This is a genomic window from Afipia sp. GW822-FHT03D08, from assembly GCF_058801645.1.
Genome location: NZ_JBXANK010000003.1, coordinates 402,669 through 416,968 on the forward strand (window position 1 = coordinate 402,669; position 14,300 = coordinate 416,968).

The 14,300-nt window shown below is 53.0% G+C and carries 14 protein-coding genes; 13 read left to right on the forward strand and 1 reads right to left on the reverse strand.

The features are described 5' to 3' along the window. The first annotated feature begins 239 nt into the window (after nucleotides 1-239). From AC1RM7_RS21085 to AC1RM7_RS21100, 4 genes are all read left to right on the forward strand, one after another. Nucleotides 240-827 carry a recombinase family protein gene (locus tag AC1RM7_RS21085; protein WP_492236147.1) on the forward strand — a complete coding sequence of 196 codons (588 nt, stop codon included), beginning with the start codon at nucleotides 240-242 and terminating at the stop codon, nucleotides 825-827. Continuing rightward, on the forward strand, nucleotides 824-1,099 hold the full coding sequence (locus AC1RM7_RS21090; RefSeq protein WP_492236146.1) for a hypothetical protein: 276 nt from the start codon (nucleotides 824-826) through the stop codon (nucleotides 1,097-1,099). Before AC1RM7_RS21085 ends, AC1RM7_RS21090 begins: the two co-directional genes overlap by 4 nt. Nucleotides 1,100-1,387: 288 nt before the next feature. Further along, on the forward strand, nucleotides 1,388-2,713 hold the full coding sequence (locus AC1RM7_RS21095; RefSeq protein WP_492236145.1) for an MFS transporter: 1,326 nt from the start codon (nucleotides 1,388-1,390) through the stop codon (nucleotides 2,711-2,713). Between the two features lie 57 nt (nucleotides 2,714-2,770). Further along, complete coding sequence (locus tag AC1RM7_RS21100; RefSeq protein ID WP_492236144.1) at nucleotides 2,771-3,259, forward strand: cupredoxin domain-containing protein; 489 nt, start codon at nucleotides 2,771-2,773, stop codon at nucleotides 3,257-3,259. Here the strand turns inward: AC1RM7_RS21100 and greA are convergent. Next, nucleotides 3,256-3,738, reverse strand: coding sequence for a transcription elongation factor GreA (gene greA / locus AC1RM7_RS21105; RefSeq protein ID WP_492236143.1), 483 nt, complete (start codon nucleotides 3,736-3,738; stop codon nucleotides 3,256-3,258). The two genes, AC1RM7_RS21100 and greA, sit on opposite strands and share 4 nt — an antisense overlap. 139 nt (nucleotides 3,739-3,877) lie before the next feature. Here greA and AC1RM7_RS21110 point away from each other — a divergent pair, with 139 nt between their 5' ends. The 9 genes from AC1RM7_RS21110 (at nucleotide 3,878) to AC1RM7_RS21150 (ending at nucleotide 14,289) form a co-directional block, all read left to right on the forward strand. Next, nucleotides 3,878-4,231, forward strand: coding sequence for a hypothetical protein (locus AC1RM7_RS21110; protein ID WP_492236142.1), 354 nt, complete (start codon nucleotides 3,878-3,880; stop codon nucleotides 4,229-4,231). A gap of 429 nt (nucleotides 4,232-4,660) precedes the next feature. Then, entirely contained in the window at nucleotides 4,661-5,065 is a 405-nt protein-coding gene (locus tag AC1RM7_RS21115; protein WP_492943921.1) for a MarR family transcriptional regulator, read from the forward strand. A 168-nt stretch (nucleotides 5,066-5,233) separates the two neighbouring features. Continuing rightward, a complete protein-coding gene (locus tag AC1RM7_RS21120) occupies nucleotides 5,234-5,596 on the forward strand; it encodes a hypothetical protein (RefSeq protein WP_492236140.1) in 363 nt (120 codons plus the stop codon). Nucleotides 5,597-5,654: 58 nt separating this feature from the next. Then, nucleotides 5,655-6,929, forward strand: a complete 1,275-nt coding sequence (ihpA, locus tag AC1RM7_RS21125; RefSeq protein WP_492236464.1) for a divalent metal ion exporter subunit IhpA — start codon at nucleotides 5,655-5,657, stop codon at nucleotides 6,927-6,929. Further along, on the forward strand, nucleotides 6,926-7,876 hold the full coding sequence (ihpB, locus tag AC1RM7_RS21130; RefSeq protein WP_492236139.1) for a divalent metal ion exporter adaptor subunit IhpB: 951 nt from the start codon (nucleotides 6,926-6,928) through the stop codon (nucleotides 7,874-7,876). Before ihpA ends, ihpB begins: the two co-directional genes overlap by 4 nt. Nucleotides 7,877-7,993: 117 nt before the next feature. After that, nucleotides 7,994-11,185: an efflux RND transporter permease subunit gene (locus AC1RM7_RS21135; RefSeq protein WP_492236138.1), complete on the forward strand. Its 3,192-nt coding sequence runs from the start codon at nucleotides 7,994-7,996 to the stop codon at nucleotides 11,183-11,185. 12 nt (nucleotides 11,186-11,197) lie between these two features. After that, nucleotides 11,198-11,572 (forward strand): hypothetical protein, encoded by a 375-nt coding sequence (locus AC1RM7_RS21140; protein WP_492236137.1) that lies wholly within the window; start codon nucleotides 11,198-11,200, stop codon nucleotides 11,570-11,572. 4 nt (nucleotides 11,573-11,576) lie between these two features. Beyond that, nucleotides 11,577-12,047 carry a hypothetical protein gene (locus tag AC1RM7_RS21145; protein ID WP_492943917.1) on the forward strand — a complete coding sequence of 157 codons (471 nt, stop codon included), beginning with the start codon at nucleotides 11,577-11,579 and terminating at the stop codon, nucleotides 12,045-12,047. Nucleotides 12,048-12,153: 106 nt separating this feature from the next. Beyond that, the gene (locus AC1RM7_RS21150) at nucleotides 12,154-14,289 is read left to right on the forward strand and encodes a heavy metal translocating P-type ATPase (RefSeq protein ID WP_492838049.1); all 2,136 of its coding nucleotides are present in this window, start codon (nucleotides 12,154-12,156) and stop codon (nucleotides 14,287-14,289) included. The last annotated feature ends 11 nt before the right edge of the window (nucleotides 14,290-14,300 follow it).

The window sequence follows — 14,300 nt, forward strand, 5'->3', positions numbered from 1 at the left end:
GCTGTATCGACGCATTGATATAGTCAACGAAAGTGTTGCTGCTATCGCGCCTAACGGAGCCTCGACCATTCTTCGTGGCGCTGCTCGACTTTAATTGGTTGTCTATAATTCGTTCGTTTTTCGGAGACACCGGACGCTGCACTAGCTGCCGGAATTTCACCGGTGAAATTGCTCTTAAAACACTATCTGGAAAATAGTCCTATCAAATGTTATGATAGGAACGTTTTTCGGAGTTGGTCATGGGCCTCATCGGATATGCGCGGGTGTCGACGATTGACCAGGCTCCTGATCTGCAACTCGATGCGCTGCGCTCGGCAGGGGCTACGAGAATTTTTGTCGAAACTGCATCGGGGGCAAAGGCCGATCGCCCGGAGCTTAAAGCTGCGTTGGATTACGTTCGTCCAGGGGACGCACTTGTTGTCTGGAAACTTGATCGGCTTGCAAGGTCAATCACCCAGTTGATTGCAACTGTCGAGTTGCTCGATAGAAGCGGGTGCGGATTTCGGTCGCTGACCGAAGCAATTGACACAACCACCCCAACAGGCCGCTTGGTATTTCACATCTTCAGCGCGCTGACTGAGTTCGAGCGAAACATTATCCGGGAAAGGACGGTTGCGGGACTTGATGCGGCGAAGATAAGGGGGCGGGTAGGTGGGCGGCCTAAGGCGATGTCGGAGCAAGACATTGTCGCTGCCAAGGCGCTCATTCGCGATGGCAATCTCACGATAAAACAAGTTGCAGATCGAATGGGTGTCTCGGATGCAACTCTATACAAATATATACCCAATCCTCGCTCTACCTCTGAATTGGAGTGCAAGCCGTCATGAAGGCCATCGAACTAATTCAGCTTATCATTAATCTTTGCTCGGTGATTTGCGCGATGCTTGCCGCATTGAAGTGGTTTGAGGCTTCGCGTAGCAAAATTCCGCCTCATACACATGACTCTTGGGATGGAAATGGACCATTTTCAGAAGCATTAAAGAGGCAGGCTTCGCAGAACGCAATTGCAGCTGCGTGGGCCGCCGGAGCAGCCCTCCTGCAGTGTGCTGCTCTATCGATTCAGGCTGTGGGTCATTTGTGGGGCAAAATCATAAGCTGAGGCTCCAGACAACCGGACTCAAGGCTTCTAATTGTCAGGGAAGTGGAAATGGCGCGAGCTGATTCTGTTGAGGTTCCATCAATAGGATGGCGAAGCGCGTAGCAAGCGCTGCTAAAATCTTGATTGTAGAGCGACGACATCGGGACGAGTAGGAAATTCGAACAGTGTTACGAATATAGATGTGGCTGCGCACACCCTGTTCGTCAATTCATCGAGGCGAGCGTAAAGCCGAAGATCTTCGTGGATGATCAGCCCAATCCCTGAGCCAAAAGCGTATAAGGAAGCGCCATGCTGAGCGTTCTCGCTAATCGCACGTACCGTCATCTATTCGTCGCGCAGTTTGTTGCTCTGCTCGGAACAGGGTTGGCGACAGTCGCACTGGGATTGCTGGCCTACGACTTGGCTGGAGTGAATGCCGGTGCCGTCTTGGGTACAGCGTTCGCAATCAAAATGGTCGCATACGTTCTGGTTGCCCCGATAGCCGCTGCTTTTGCTGATCGCTTCAATCGACGGAAAATGCTGGTCACGCTCGATCTGGTACGGGCCGCAGTAGCGATCTTCCTCCCGTTCGCGACTCAAATCTGGCAAATTTACGTACTGATCTTTGTTCTCCAGTCCTCTTCCGCAGCGTTCACCCCGCTATTTCAGGCAACGATACCGGATGTGCTGCCCGATGAGCGGGATTACACTCAGGCACTTTCATTGTCGCGATTGGCTTACGACCTTGAAAGTGTGGCCAGCCCTATGCTCGCTGCGATGCTTCTGGCGGTTCTGAATTTTCACGAGTTGTTCACCGGAACAATGTTGGGATTTCTGGCGTCCGCCTTGCTTGTTGTCTCAGTCATCATTCCAAGCCCAAAACCGTCCAAGCCGCGCGGAATCTATGATCGCACGACACGAGGGATTCGTATTTTTCTTGCGACGCCTCGCCTGCGAGGCCTTCTCTGTCTGAACATAGCTGCTGCTGCGGCTGGTGCGATGGTTATCGTCAACACAGTGGTCTTGGTACAATCGGGATTTGCTTTGGGGCAGCGTTCCACGGCTATGGCTCTGGCGGCATTTGGATGCGGATCAATGCTGGCCGCCTTTGCTTTGCCCAAATTGCTGGATCGCCTTCCTGATCGAGGTGCGATGTTGGGTGGTGCGACAGCGCTCGTCTTCGGCTTGCTCTGCAGCGCAATAATTACGAATTATTTCGCGCTGCTCGCGTTGTGGTTCTTTATCGGACTCGGCTATTCACTCGTGATAACGCCCTCTGGGCGGCTGCTGAGGCGATCTTCCCAGGCCGAGGACCGTCCCGCGCTGTTTGCCGCTCAGTTTGCGCTATCCCACGTATGCTGGCTTCTCGCCTATCCCGTTGCCGGATGGGTCGGAGCAAAGCTTGGGTTATCGATGACATTTGTGCTGCTCGCGGCGATTGCCGCGATCGCGATCGCGGCGGCATTAAGTTTGTGGCCATCGCAGGATATTGCCGAACTGGAACATATCCACCAGGAGCTACCGGAAGGTCATCAGCATCTGGCCGGCGCAATGTCGGTTGATGGCGGATTTCGTCATGTCCATGAATTTGTGATCGATGACTATCATTCCGAATGGCCGGGTAGGGCAATCTGACAGATGTATGATCGGTAAGTCCGTTGCTAGTCAAAGATAGCGTGAGCAGGTTAGAATATGGTCAAAATGGTTAAGTGGCTGGTCTGCATTGCAACGTTGTTGGCGACAGACGTTGCTATTGGCGGGCCCCGTAAGAAGGTCCAAGATATATTTCTTAGTATCGATGCTGGAGAGCCTGGGAGGCTAACGGCTAAAACGGTGGCAGTTACCGTTAAGCTTTCAGGACATGGAAGCGAATTTAGTTTCTTACCTAGAGAACTTCGCTTTGTGCGTCGAGAAAGCGTGAAATTCATTATCGACAACGATACAGACGAAACGCATGAGTTCGTTCTCGGTAGTCATCTTGAAAATCTCGCACACGCTCAAACTATGAAGTTGATCAAAGATTTAGACCATCATTATCAAAGTGGCCGGGTTATCGCACCAAGATCAACCGCGTCATTTGTCTGGGTATTTTCAAAGGTGGGAAAATTTGAGTTTGCTTGCCTGATTCCTGATCATCAACAAGTCAGCGAAATAAAGCACGGTACGATCGTGGTGGATTAGGAGATTTGAAGAATCTCGATCTCTCTGTCTCCCGCGCCGACAACATCCCTCATAGATTTTCCCATTAGGGACCTTGCAATAGGTGACGCAAATGAAATGGATCCCGCCTTTGGATCGGCTTCATCTTCGCCAACTATTCGATATTCTTCTACGCGCCCGTCACTTCGGCTAAATCTAACAGTGCTTCCGAACGCAACAACATCCGTTGTCGTTTGGTTCGGCATGACCTGTGCGGTGCGAATTCGCTCAGTGAAGTATCGAACATCTCGCAAAGGAACTGCTCCAAGGCGTCTGCGCTCGTTCACATCCTCAACCTGCTGTGCGGATTCATACGCAGCTTTCGCTTCGCGTAGATCGTGTTCCAACCTGTTCAATCCATTACTGGTAACAAGATTAGGATGTTCGGAAATGGCTCGATCAGGCAGCTGAGTTTCTGACGCGGTCTCAGCGCTTTCTTCCTTGGTGAACGCAACGCTCAAATCCAATTCCCCACGGGTTTGTTTACCTCTGCCGAGTACTAGGCAGCATATTGCGTAACGCTAAGTTGAGAAAGGCGATTTGTCGCGGGACGGTGAAAAGCTGATTCGGCTAATACTCGCGGTCAGGAGAATCGTAGCAGTGCAGAACTTCCGGTTTACAATTGGCACAAGAGCTACACTTGCCCGCGCCATCGGCGTGGTCGTTCTTCTTATCGCGTATTTCGTCAGTGGATTGCAGCAGCACCGGGCGTATGAATTTCGGGGTGCGGCATCGGCTGTTACTGTTCAGATGGATTCGCCCAATGAGGGCGATCTCGAACTGAATCGTGACCATTGCCACGATTGCTTTCCGATAGCTCTTAGCCCTCTAAATATTGCGTCTGCAAAGAAAATACCCGTGACCATCCACGTATGGATCGCAATCTCGTTTCGAGATTTCTCGCCAATCTTGAATACACCCCCTCCGAAAGAATTCGGTTTAGCGTTCGCGTGAAAATTGGTCAGATCTGAGGTCGCACAAATTTAAGGTGCGTTCTTCGGATTGATCCTCTCCGCAAAGTCGCAGCCGGTATCACTTCTCATCCGCAGCCTCGAATCTTAGCGTCGGCTCACGGCGCGAAGGCAATTGACCGTGGGTTGGATGCAGAGGCTTGCGGCTTTGCGTGAGAGGAGCGCGCGAGGGAATTGAATGGCGGCGAGATCACAGGTTGTGGCGCGCTGCCTCATTAAACTGGAGATTCGTATGGCGATTGATAGGCGACCAAGTGCAAAGAAATCCACGAGGCGGGATCAAGGACCGCATTCCTTCAAACCCGCGCGTCACTCCGTCAGTTCGTCGGCGCGGATACCTGAGCTACGAAAGGCCGACGATAAACTGCTTAATCAGATATGCCGAGATATCTCGGCCATCAGCATTTACATGATGCGGGTAGCTGAGCATTTAGGCCAACGCATTGGTATCAGCGGGCCTCAGTGGATGATCTTAACAACGATCGAAGAGCTGAGCGACAGTCGAGGGCTGTCGGTTAAGGCCGTTGCTGCACTACTTCATGTCGATGCGTCATTTGTCTCGGCTCAGTCGAAAATGCTTGAAAGCCGAAATTTAATCCGACGGCGGAGGCTTCTGGACGATCGACGTGTTACGCGGCTTTTTCTTACGGAGAGCGCGAGTACCCATCTTCTGCGGCTGTCTCGTACTCGGGCTCGTATGCGTGAATGCATTTGCGCCGACTTCGATCACGAAGCCTTCTCGGAACTATCAAGTGCGCTATCAGGCTTGCGAGATCGAGTACGCTGCGAAATGTTGAAGATTGCAGTTGGAGAGTAGGGTCCGGTCCTTGCGGCCCAAATAAAGTTGGCGCCGCTGGTGGAACTTTGGGGAACCAGTCTCAATGAGCCATGTTTAGGGCGGGCGGTAAGAATGTAATAATGTTGCGGATCGACATCTGGTCGTCACGCATGCTATGTAAACGACTTAAGCAACCGGATTCGTCATTTGTCACGTAAACTGACCATCAATTCAGCTCAAAACCTGCGCACCGTTCGCGGGTTAGCGGTTGTGTTCTTGATGCTCGTGTACGCATTTGGCGGGCTGGTTCACAGCCTTACAGACGTAGGTTTTTTCGTTTCACCTGCTCAGACCGTCATGCTATCGGCTTCTGACACGAGCGATGGCCACTCCGATAAGGGTGGTTTAGCCGAGAATCACTGTCATGGCTGCTTTTCCGTAACTATCGCAGCACCTCCGCTGGTAGCTGCGGCGATTAAGCAGGGGGCGGCTACTATTGCCCCTCCGCAGCTGGGGTTTCCGGATAGCGTGCCGGAGCTGGATACACCTCCACCAAAATTCCTGACCTGAACATATTCACCAGGCGCTTCTGCGCCTGAATTTGGCTGTTCTTCAGGTTTCAAATATTATGTCCGTAAGAAGCGTTGCCACGCGAGTTGCGTGCGCATCGGCATTGTTGGTGAGCCCTTGGCTCGCTGGCGTGTCGCACTCCCAAACGTTGTCACTCCAGACCGCGTTGCAGCGTGCCTTGGCTGCAAATCCACGATTGACGGCTGCTGAGCGCGACGTCGGCATTGCCTCAGGGCAACGCATACAAGCAGGCGCTTTGATTAATCCCGAGGTGTCCTTTGAGTTAGACAATTCGTTGGGCTCAGGCGCTTATCGTGGCACTCGGTCAGCGGAAAGCACCCTGCAGATCAGTCAGTTGTTCGAGTTGTTCGGTAAACGGGCAGCGCGGATTGCTGTGGGCCAGGCGGGAGTCGAGACTGCCGAAATTCAACGCAAGGCCGTTCGTCTTGAAGTCCTTTCAGAAACGGCTGTTGCTTTCCTCTCCGTCCTGGGCGCGCAACGCAGAATCCAAATTCTCGACGAGCAAGTCGCGCAAATAGACAAGATTACTCCGCTGTTGCAGCGTCGGGTCGAGGCTGGTGCATCATCGCTCGCGGAAACGGGCAGGGCAGAAGTCGCATCTTCGTTTGTGAAGGCCGACCGGGAGCGGGTGCGATCGCTTCTTGCGAGCGCAAGGCGTGAACTTGCTGTGCTTATGGGAGATATTACTCCAAAATTCTCGTCGGTTGCTGGCCGACTCGATGTCCACGGTCGTCCACCATCTTTCAATTCCGTGGTCTCGGCTATCGATGCCAATCCTCAGTTAATACGATGGACCGCCGTATATGCGCAGCGGAATGCCGAACTCTTGCAAGCACGCCTTCGACCGTATCCCGATTTGCGCGTCGGTGCGGGATGGCGGCATTACAATGAAACAGCAGACAATGCTGTTAGACTGAGTATATCCGCAGCGATACCGGTATTCGATCAGAACCAAGGTAATATCGTATCAGCTCAAGAGGCCCTTGCGAAAACTCGTGCGGAGCGTGAGGCCAACCGAAACGCACTGATAATAATTGCTGGGCGTGCCTATGACTCTCTACAGGGGGCGTTGCGGGAATTGGCAGCCCTTCGCGAGATCGCCATTCCAAAGTCGAAGCAGGCCGCTGACGCTATACTTGAAGGCTATGGGCAGGGTCGCTTTTCGCTTCTCGAAGTTCTCGATGCGCAGTCGTCGGTAGCTCAGGCGCGGTTGCGCGAGCAAGAAGCCCAGCAGAATTTTCATATTGCCGTCGCCACTATCGAAGGGCTGGTCGGTAACCCGTTTGCATTGGCTCGGGAGAGCGCAAGATGAGCAGAGTTTCTAAAGTAGCGATGGCCGCTGGCGTGATCATCGCAGCAGCCGTCGGAGTCTATGCGTTTTCTTCCTCTAAGGCTGTGCCGCCTACCGCGAAGGGGTCAGTAGCCGAAAAAGGTCACGGCTCAGAAGGCGTCGAGATGAGCGATGTGAAGGTGGCTGCTGCGGGTATAGAGATCGCAGCTGCATCGAAGGGTACGTTGCGCGATTCAATTCAATTGAACGGCATTTTGCAGCCGAATCAAGAAACGTTGGTTCAGGTCACACCCCGCTTTCCCGGTGTTGTGCGCGAGATACGAAAGCGAATCGGCGACCGCGTAGAAAAAGGTGATCTTCTCGCCAAAGTCGAAAGTAACCAAAGTCTGAGTGTTTACGAAATGCTGGCACCTATCTCTGGCACTGTTATCGACCGTCAGATCTCATTGGGTGAATATGCATCGGAACAGAAGCCAGCCTTCACTGTTGCAGACATATCAACTGTCTGGGTCGACTTTTCCGTCAATCGACGCGATTTGCCGCGAGTTAAGCTAGGCGAGACTGTCCTCATTGATGTCGGTGATGGCGGAAAACCCATTGAAGCGAAACTTTCCTACATCTCGCCCATAGGAAGCAGCGACACCCAAAGTGCGCTCGCTAGGACGGTTATTCCGAACGACGATCTTAGGCTGAAAACGGGCTTGTTCGTGTCTGCTCGACTTATCCTTACGGCAAAGGAGGTTCCTGTGGCCGTGAAGTCCGAGGCGCTTCAGACGGTAGAGAATCGTACCGTGGTATTTGTGCGTAACGGAACCAAGTTTGAAGTACGCGATGTGGAGATCGGAGCGCGAGATCCAGAGCAGGTAGAGATCGTGTTTGGTCTCATGGAGGGCGACAAGTACGCCACCAAAAATAGTTTTGTTGTTAAGGCCGAGTTGGCGAAGGGGTCGGCATCCCATGACCACTAATTGCAGTGCCAATAACGCATTAGTCGATCTTGCGATCTCCGTTGATGCTCTCATGCGGCAGACTTTGCCTTCACCATTCTATGCCGGGTCCTTTGGCTCGCTTGTCGGAGCCCACTAATGATCGACGCCATTCTCTCCTTTTCCATTCGCCAGCGCTGGCTGGTAATGATCGGCGTTCTGCTCATGGCGGGACTCGGCGTGTGGAATTTCACGCGTCTGCCGATAGACGCTGTGCCGGACATCACCAATGTCCAAGTTCAAATCAACACTAATGCACCCGGGTACTCTCCACTGGAAGTCGAACAACGGATCACGTTTCCGATTGAGACGGCTATGGGTGGACTTCCCAATCTCGTAAATACGCGGTCGCTATCGCGCTATGGTCTCAGTCAAGTAACAGTCGTCTTCAAAGACGGCACGGATATCTATTTCGCTCGGCAGCTCGTTAACGAGCGGATTCAACGGGTAAAAGATATTCTTCCAAACGGAATCGAGACCGCGATGGGGCCCGTCTCGACCGGCCTCGGAGAGATTTATCTATTCACGGTCGAGGCGAAGTCGGGAGCAAAGAAGGCTAACGGTGAGGCTTTCAGTCCAACCGATCTCCGAACCATTCAAGATTGGATTATTAAGCCTCAGTTGCGGAACGTGCCAGGTGTCATAGAAGTCAACACGATCGGTGGCTTCGAAAAGCAATTTCACGTGCTTCCCAATCCAGCGCAATTGATGGCTTACAAGCTCAGTTTCCGCGAAGTAATGGCGGCTCTGGCGGCCAACAACGCGAACGTTGGCGCTGGCTATATCGAGCGCAACGGCGAACAGTATCTTGTGCGAACGCCGGGACAGGTCGCCAATACCGATCAGATCAAACAGATTGTCATCGGAACTCGCAACGGGGTGCCTGTTCGGATTTCCGATGTTGCAGAAGTAAAGGAAGGAAAGGATCTCCGTACCGGAGCGGCCACTCTCAATGGAAACGAGATGGTGCTTGGGACTGCGATGTTGCTCATCGGAGAGAACAGCCGATCAGTTGCTCAGCGCGTAGGTGCCAAGCTCGATCAAATCGGGCGCTCTCTTCCGGATGGTGTTATCGCGCGTGCAATCTACGACCGGACACATCTCGTAGATGCAACGATCGCAACTGTGGAAAAAAATCTGGTAGAAGGCGCGCTGCTGGTTATCGTAATTCTTTTTCTGATCCTAGGAAACTTCAAAGCAGCGATCGCAACGGCTTTGGTAATTCCATTGTCGATGCTGTTCACGATTACCGGCATGTTTCAGAACAAAGTCAGCGCCAACTTGATGAGTCTCGGCGCAATCGATTTCGGCATTATCATTGATGGTGCGGTCATTATTGTCGAGAACTGTCTACGCTTGCTTGCACACGAACAAGAAAAGCGCGGGCGCATTCTCAGCCGAGAGGAACGGTTTGACGCGATTCTCGCCGGGTCACGCGAGGTCATTAAGCCGAGTCTCTTCGGAACTCTAATCATCGCCGTCGTATATCTTCCAGTCCTCACTCTGACGGGGGTTGAGGGTAAGATGTTTACGCCGATGGCGCTAACAGTCTTGATAGCGCTCTTGGGTGCTAGCATTTTGTCTATGACCTTCGTGCCGGCAGCGGTTGCGCTTCTTGTGACCGGGCGTGTCTCTGAGAAGGAAAACTGGTTCATGCGTGGGGCGCGGCACGTCTACGTTCCACTTCTTGAGAAATCAATAAAGTATCGTAAGTCGGTCGCTGCACTCGCTGGCGTTCTTATCGTGGTCAGCGGGTTTGCAGCATCGCGTATGGGTGGTGAATTCATCCCAAGTCTAGATGAAGGTGACATTGCTATTCAGGCGTTACGTGTTCCGGGTACAAGCCTGACGCAATCTCTGGAGATGCAGAAACTTCTAGAGCAGCGGCTTCTAAAAATACCCGAGGTTAAGGAGACGTTTGCCCGCACTGGCACTGCTGAGGTCGCTACAGATCCAATGCCGCCATCTATTTCTGACGGCTACGTCATGCTGAAGCCGCGCGATCAATGGCCAAATCCGAAGAAGCCAAAATCGGAAGTCGTCAAGGAAGTTGAGGAAGCCGCAGAGGAGATAGCCGGAAGTAGTTACGAAATATCTCAGCCGATCCAGCTCCGCTTCAATGAGCTGATCTCGGGAGTTCGAAGTGACGTAGGCGTGAAAATTTTCGGCGATGATTTGGAGGTATTAGCCCAAGTCGCCGGACAGGTGCAGAACGTACTTCAAACAGTCCAGGGCGCGGCAGACGTAAAGACAGAACAAGTCTCGGGTCTTCCGGTGCTGACCGTCAGCCTCGATCGTCAGGCTCTTGCTCGCTACGGCATCAGCGTTGCTGATGTGCAGAACCTTGTTGAGATTGCAGTCGGTGGCAAAACGGCTGGCCTAGTTTTTGAGGGAGACCGGCGTTTCGATCTTGTTGTGCGGTTACCCGAACATCTCCGGTCTAACGTCGAGGCTATTAGAGCATTGCCGATTCCATTGCCTCCACTTGAGAACCAGTCGAAGGCGACTCCAGCGCTTTGGGGCAACTCACCACTTGCTCAGATTCGCTACGCACCACTGTCGGAGCTTGCTTCGATCGACCTTGCTCCGGGTCCCAATCAAATTAGCAGAGAAGACGGGAAGCGCCGTATTGTTGTATCGGCAAACGTCCGCGGACGCGATCTTGGTTCGTTTGTTGCGGACGCGCAGCGGCAAGTAGGGGAGAAAGTCAAACTTCCAGAAGGTTACTGGATCGGATGGGGCGGTCAATTCGAACAACTCGTATCGGCTACGCAGCGCTTAACCATTGTGGTCCCGATCGCGCTTCTTCTCATCTTTATACTCCTGTTTGTGAGTCTCGGATCGGCGGCCGATGCGTTACTCGTCTTCAGCGGCGTTCCTCTTGCGCTGACTGGAGGAATATTTGCGCTCATCCTAAGGGACATTCCGCTTTCCATCAGCGCAGGCATCGGCTTTATCGCGCTCTCTGGCGTCGCGGTCCTTAATGGCTTGGTGATTATTACATTCATCGAGCGCTTGCGGCACGAGGGTAAAACAATATTGGAGGCAGTTGAGGAAGGCGCTCTAACCCGATTGCGGCCGGTCCTAATGACGGCGCTCGTTGCTTCGTTGGGCTTCGTGCCCATGGCAATCGCAACGGGAGCTGGCGCAGAGGTGCAACGACCGCTCGCTACGGTGGTCATTGGCGGCATCATCTCCTCCACTCTTTTGACGCTACTTGTACTTCCAGCTCTCTACGTTCTGTTCAGGCGCGAACCGCAGGAATCTGCGCGCGCGATAATCCACCACTGAAAGGAAAATAAAATGAAGATCGTTCTGCTGATAGCTGCCGCTCTGTTAACTGCTTCGCCCGTCGCGGCTCAGCATGCTCACGGAGCGAAAGGTCCGAATGGAGGACTAATTGAGGACGTCGCGGGCGTGCATGCTGAATTAGTAACTTCGGGAAACACGATAACCTTCAATATTTTCGATGATGCCACCAAACCTGTTTCGACGAGTGGTTTCACTGGCTCCGCTCTCGTAGCAAGCGGCGCTGACAAAGAGACGGTGACGCTTTCGCCAGCGGCAGATAACACCTTGAAAGGCGAAGCGAAGAAATCTGTGCCAGCTCATGCCCCAGTAACGCTGATTCTGAAGACTAAGGATGGAAAGTCGGGTCAAGCAAAATTCGTGAGGTGATTCAGTGAGAGTGCTGTTGCGCGCGATCAGGTTGACGGCGGTTGCGGGTCTCGCCACCTCAGCCAACGCATGGCGGGCAACTTACAGCTCGATTCGGGTTCTGATTCACCTAATCCTCGCAGCATCGACTCTTCTGTTAGTGACAGGTTCAATGGCTCTAGCAGAGAGCGATGCCAAGATTACCGGCTTGGGATCGGTAACATGTCAGCGATTTCTTGATGACAAAAAATCGAATGCCATCCTGCGCAGGGATTACATGGCCTGGGCTCAGGGCTTCTTGAGCGGAATACGCGTAAGCCAAGCGGCGGGTATCGATGACCAGCTAAATCTCAGTCCCGTTACATACGATCTCGTTAATCAATTGCATTTTCTTGAAGACTATTGCGAACGGAATGCCAAGCAACTGTATTCAAACGCGGTTGCCGCGCTCTATCAGCGGTTACGAGAAGAAGAGAGTGGAAGTACGAAGAAGTGAGGCAGTGCAGGTCTCTCATCTCTAAATGTTCTTCCGAGTCTATGCTGCGGCGTTGGTTTTGCGAATGGAGTCGACAGTGACCGACGAGATTTTAACCACTACCCGTATGCGAATCGAGGGTATGGATTGCGCGTCTTGTGCAATCAAGATCGAGAATGCCTTGAAGCGTGTTGCCCAGGTTGCGGAGGTCAACGTCTCCGTGCCCACGGGAACCGTTACTGTGAAACATGACTGTGCTGATGCAGAGACGCTACCAAAGCGGGTTACCGGTCTTGGCTATAAAGTTCTGCAGGTTGATCATACGACCGGTGATGGCGTCCCCCCTCCAAAAGTGGTCGATAGCGATCATACCAAACACACTCACGGCGATGGACCTATAGACAGGTTTTGGTGGCGATCGAACAAAGGGCTACTTACTATCGCTACGGGCGGCGCACTTGCTTTAGCCTTCTTGCTGGGAAAGACATTTCCAGAAGCCGAACGATGGGTGTTTTTGCCAGCGATGCTGGTTGGGTTAATACCGATCACTAGGCGGGCCGTCGCAGCGGCAGGCGCAGGAACGCCGTTCTCGATTGAAATGTTAATGACAGTGGCTGCGGTTGGCGCTGTCTTTATTGGTGCGGCCGAGGAGGCAGCGGCAGTAGTCTTTCTATTCCTGATAGGAGAACTTTTAGAAAGCGTAGCGGCAAGCCGGGCGCGAGCGAGCATCCAGAGCCTCACAGAATTGATACCTGCTACGGCGAGACTTGAGGAAAATGGGCAGGTCCGCGAAGTCAAGGCGAGCACACTCGAGGTGGGATCGACCATTCAGGTTCGTCCGGGGGACCGAGTGCCCGCCGACGGAACAATTATCTCGGGAGTCAGCTCGATAGATGAGGCTCCGGTATCGGGCGAGAGTGTTCCTATTCAAAAAGGACCTGGAGAAGCCATCTTCGCCGGTACAATCAATGGCGAAGGGCTCCTCATTGTCAAAGTTACTGCTGCCGCGATCGATAACACGATTGCTAGGGTTGTGCGCCTGGTTGAAGAAGCTCAAGAGTCGAAGGCTCCAACCGAGCGATTCATCGATCGTTTCTCCCACTATTATACCCCGGCCGTAGTCCTGGTCGCGCTGTTGATCGCAGTATTTCCACCGCTTGCGCTAGGTGGATTGTGGAAGGAGTGGATCTACAAAGGTCTCGCAATCCTGCTAATTGGCTGCCCCTGTGCACTCGTCATTTCTACGCCAGCAGCAATTGCCGCTAGCCTTGCCGCAGGAGCGCGACGTGGTCTTCTGATGAAAGGCGGCGGAGTTCTCGAGCAGGTTGGAAAAATTACAATAGCTTGCTTCGATAAAACGGGCACGCTGACGGCAGGAAAGCCACGTATTACGGATATCGTGTCATTCGGGTCCAGTGATACAGATGTGTTGAGATATGCAGCTGCCCTTGAAGCCGGATCTAGTCACCCGCTAGCGCTGGCGATTCTGGCAAAGGCGTCAGATGAAAATCTCTCTTTACCCCGCGCTTTAAATGCCAGTGCCCTTAGCGGAAGGGGAATTCGCGCAACAGTTGACGGTAAGGAAATTTTTATCGGGTCTCCGCAGGCAGCTAATGACATTTCGAAATTGAGCAGTGAGCAGGAAGCCCGCATCTCGGCCTTAAACAGTGAAGGCAAGACCGTTTCGGTGGTCCAAATCGACAAAGTGCTAGCCGGGGCGATTGCAATGCGAGACGAGCCACGCGCCGATGCCAAAATAGGCCTTAGCGCCCTAGCTAGCCTTAATGTCCGCGCGTTGATGCTAACTGGCGATAACCAGCGCACAGCAACGGCAATCGGGAATCAGCTGGGTATTGAAGTAAGAGCGCAGCTATTGCCAGAAGATAAGCAAAAGATCGTAAGAGAACTAAAGTCAGAGGGCTTTTGGGTCGCCAAAATAGGTGACGGCATCAACGATGCCCCTGCACTTGCTGCAGCGGACGTTGGTATTGCCATGGGTGGTGGTACCGACGTCGCACTTGAAACTGCAGATGCTGCGATACTCCACGCACGCGTCACTGACGTGGCAGCGATGGTCGAGCTATCCCGCCGAACCATGTCCAATATCAAGCAGAATATTGTCGTCGCGCTGGGTTTAAAGGCCGTCTTCCTCGTCACCACAATCGTTGGGGTTACAGGATTGTGGCCAGCGATTCTTGCTGATACCGGCGCGACAATCCTCGTGACTTTAAATGCGCTTCGGTTGCTGAAACCAGCCGTATGACACTTGATCTC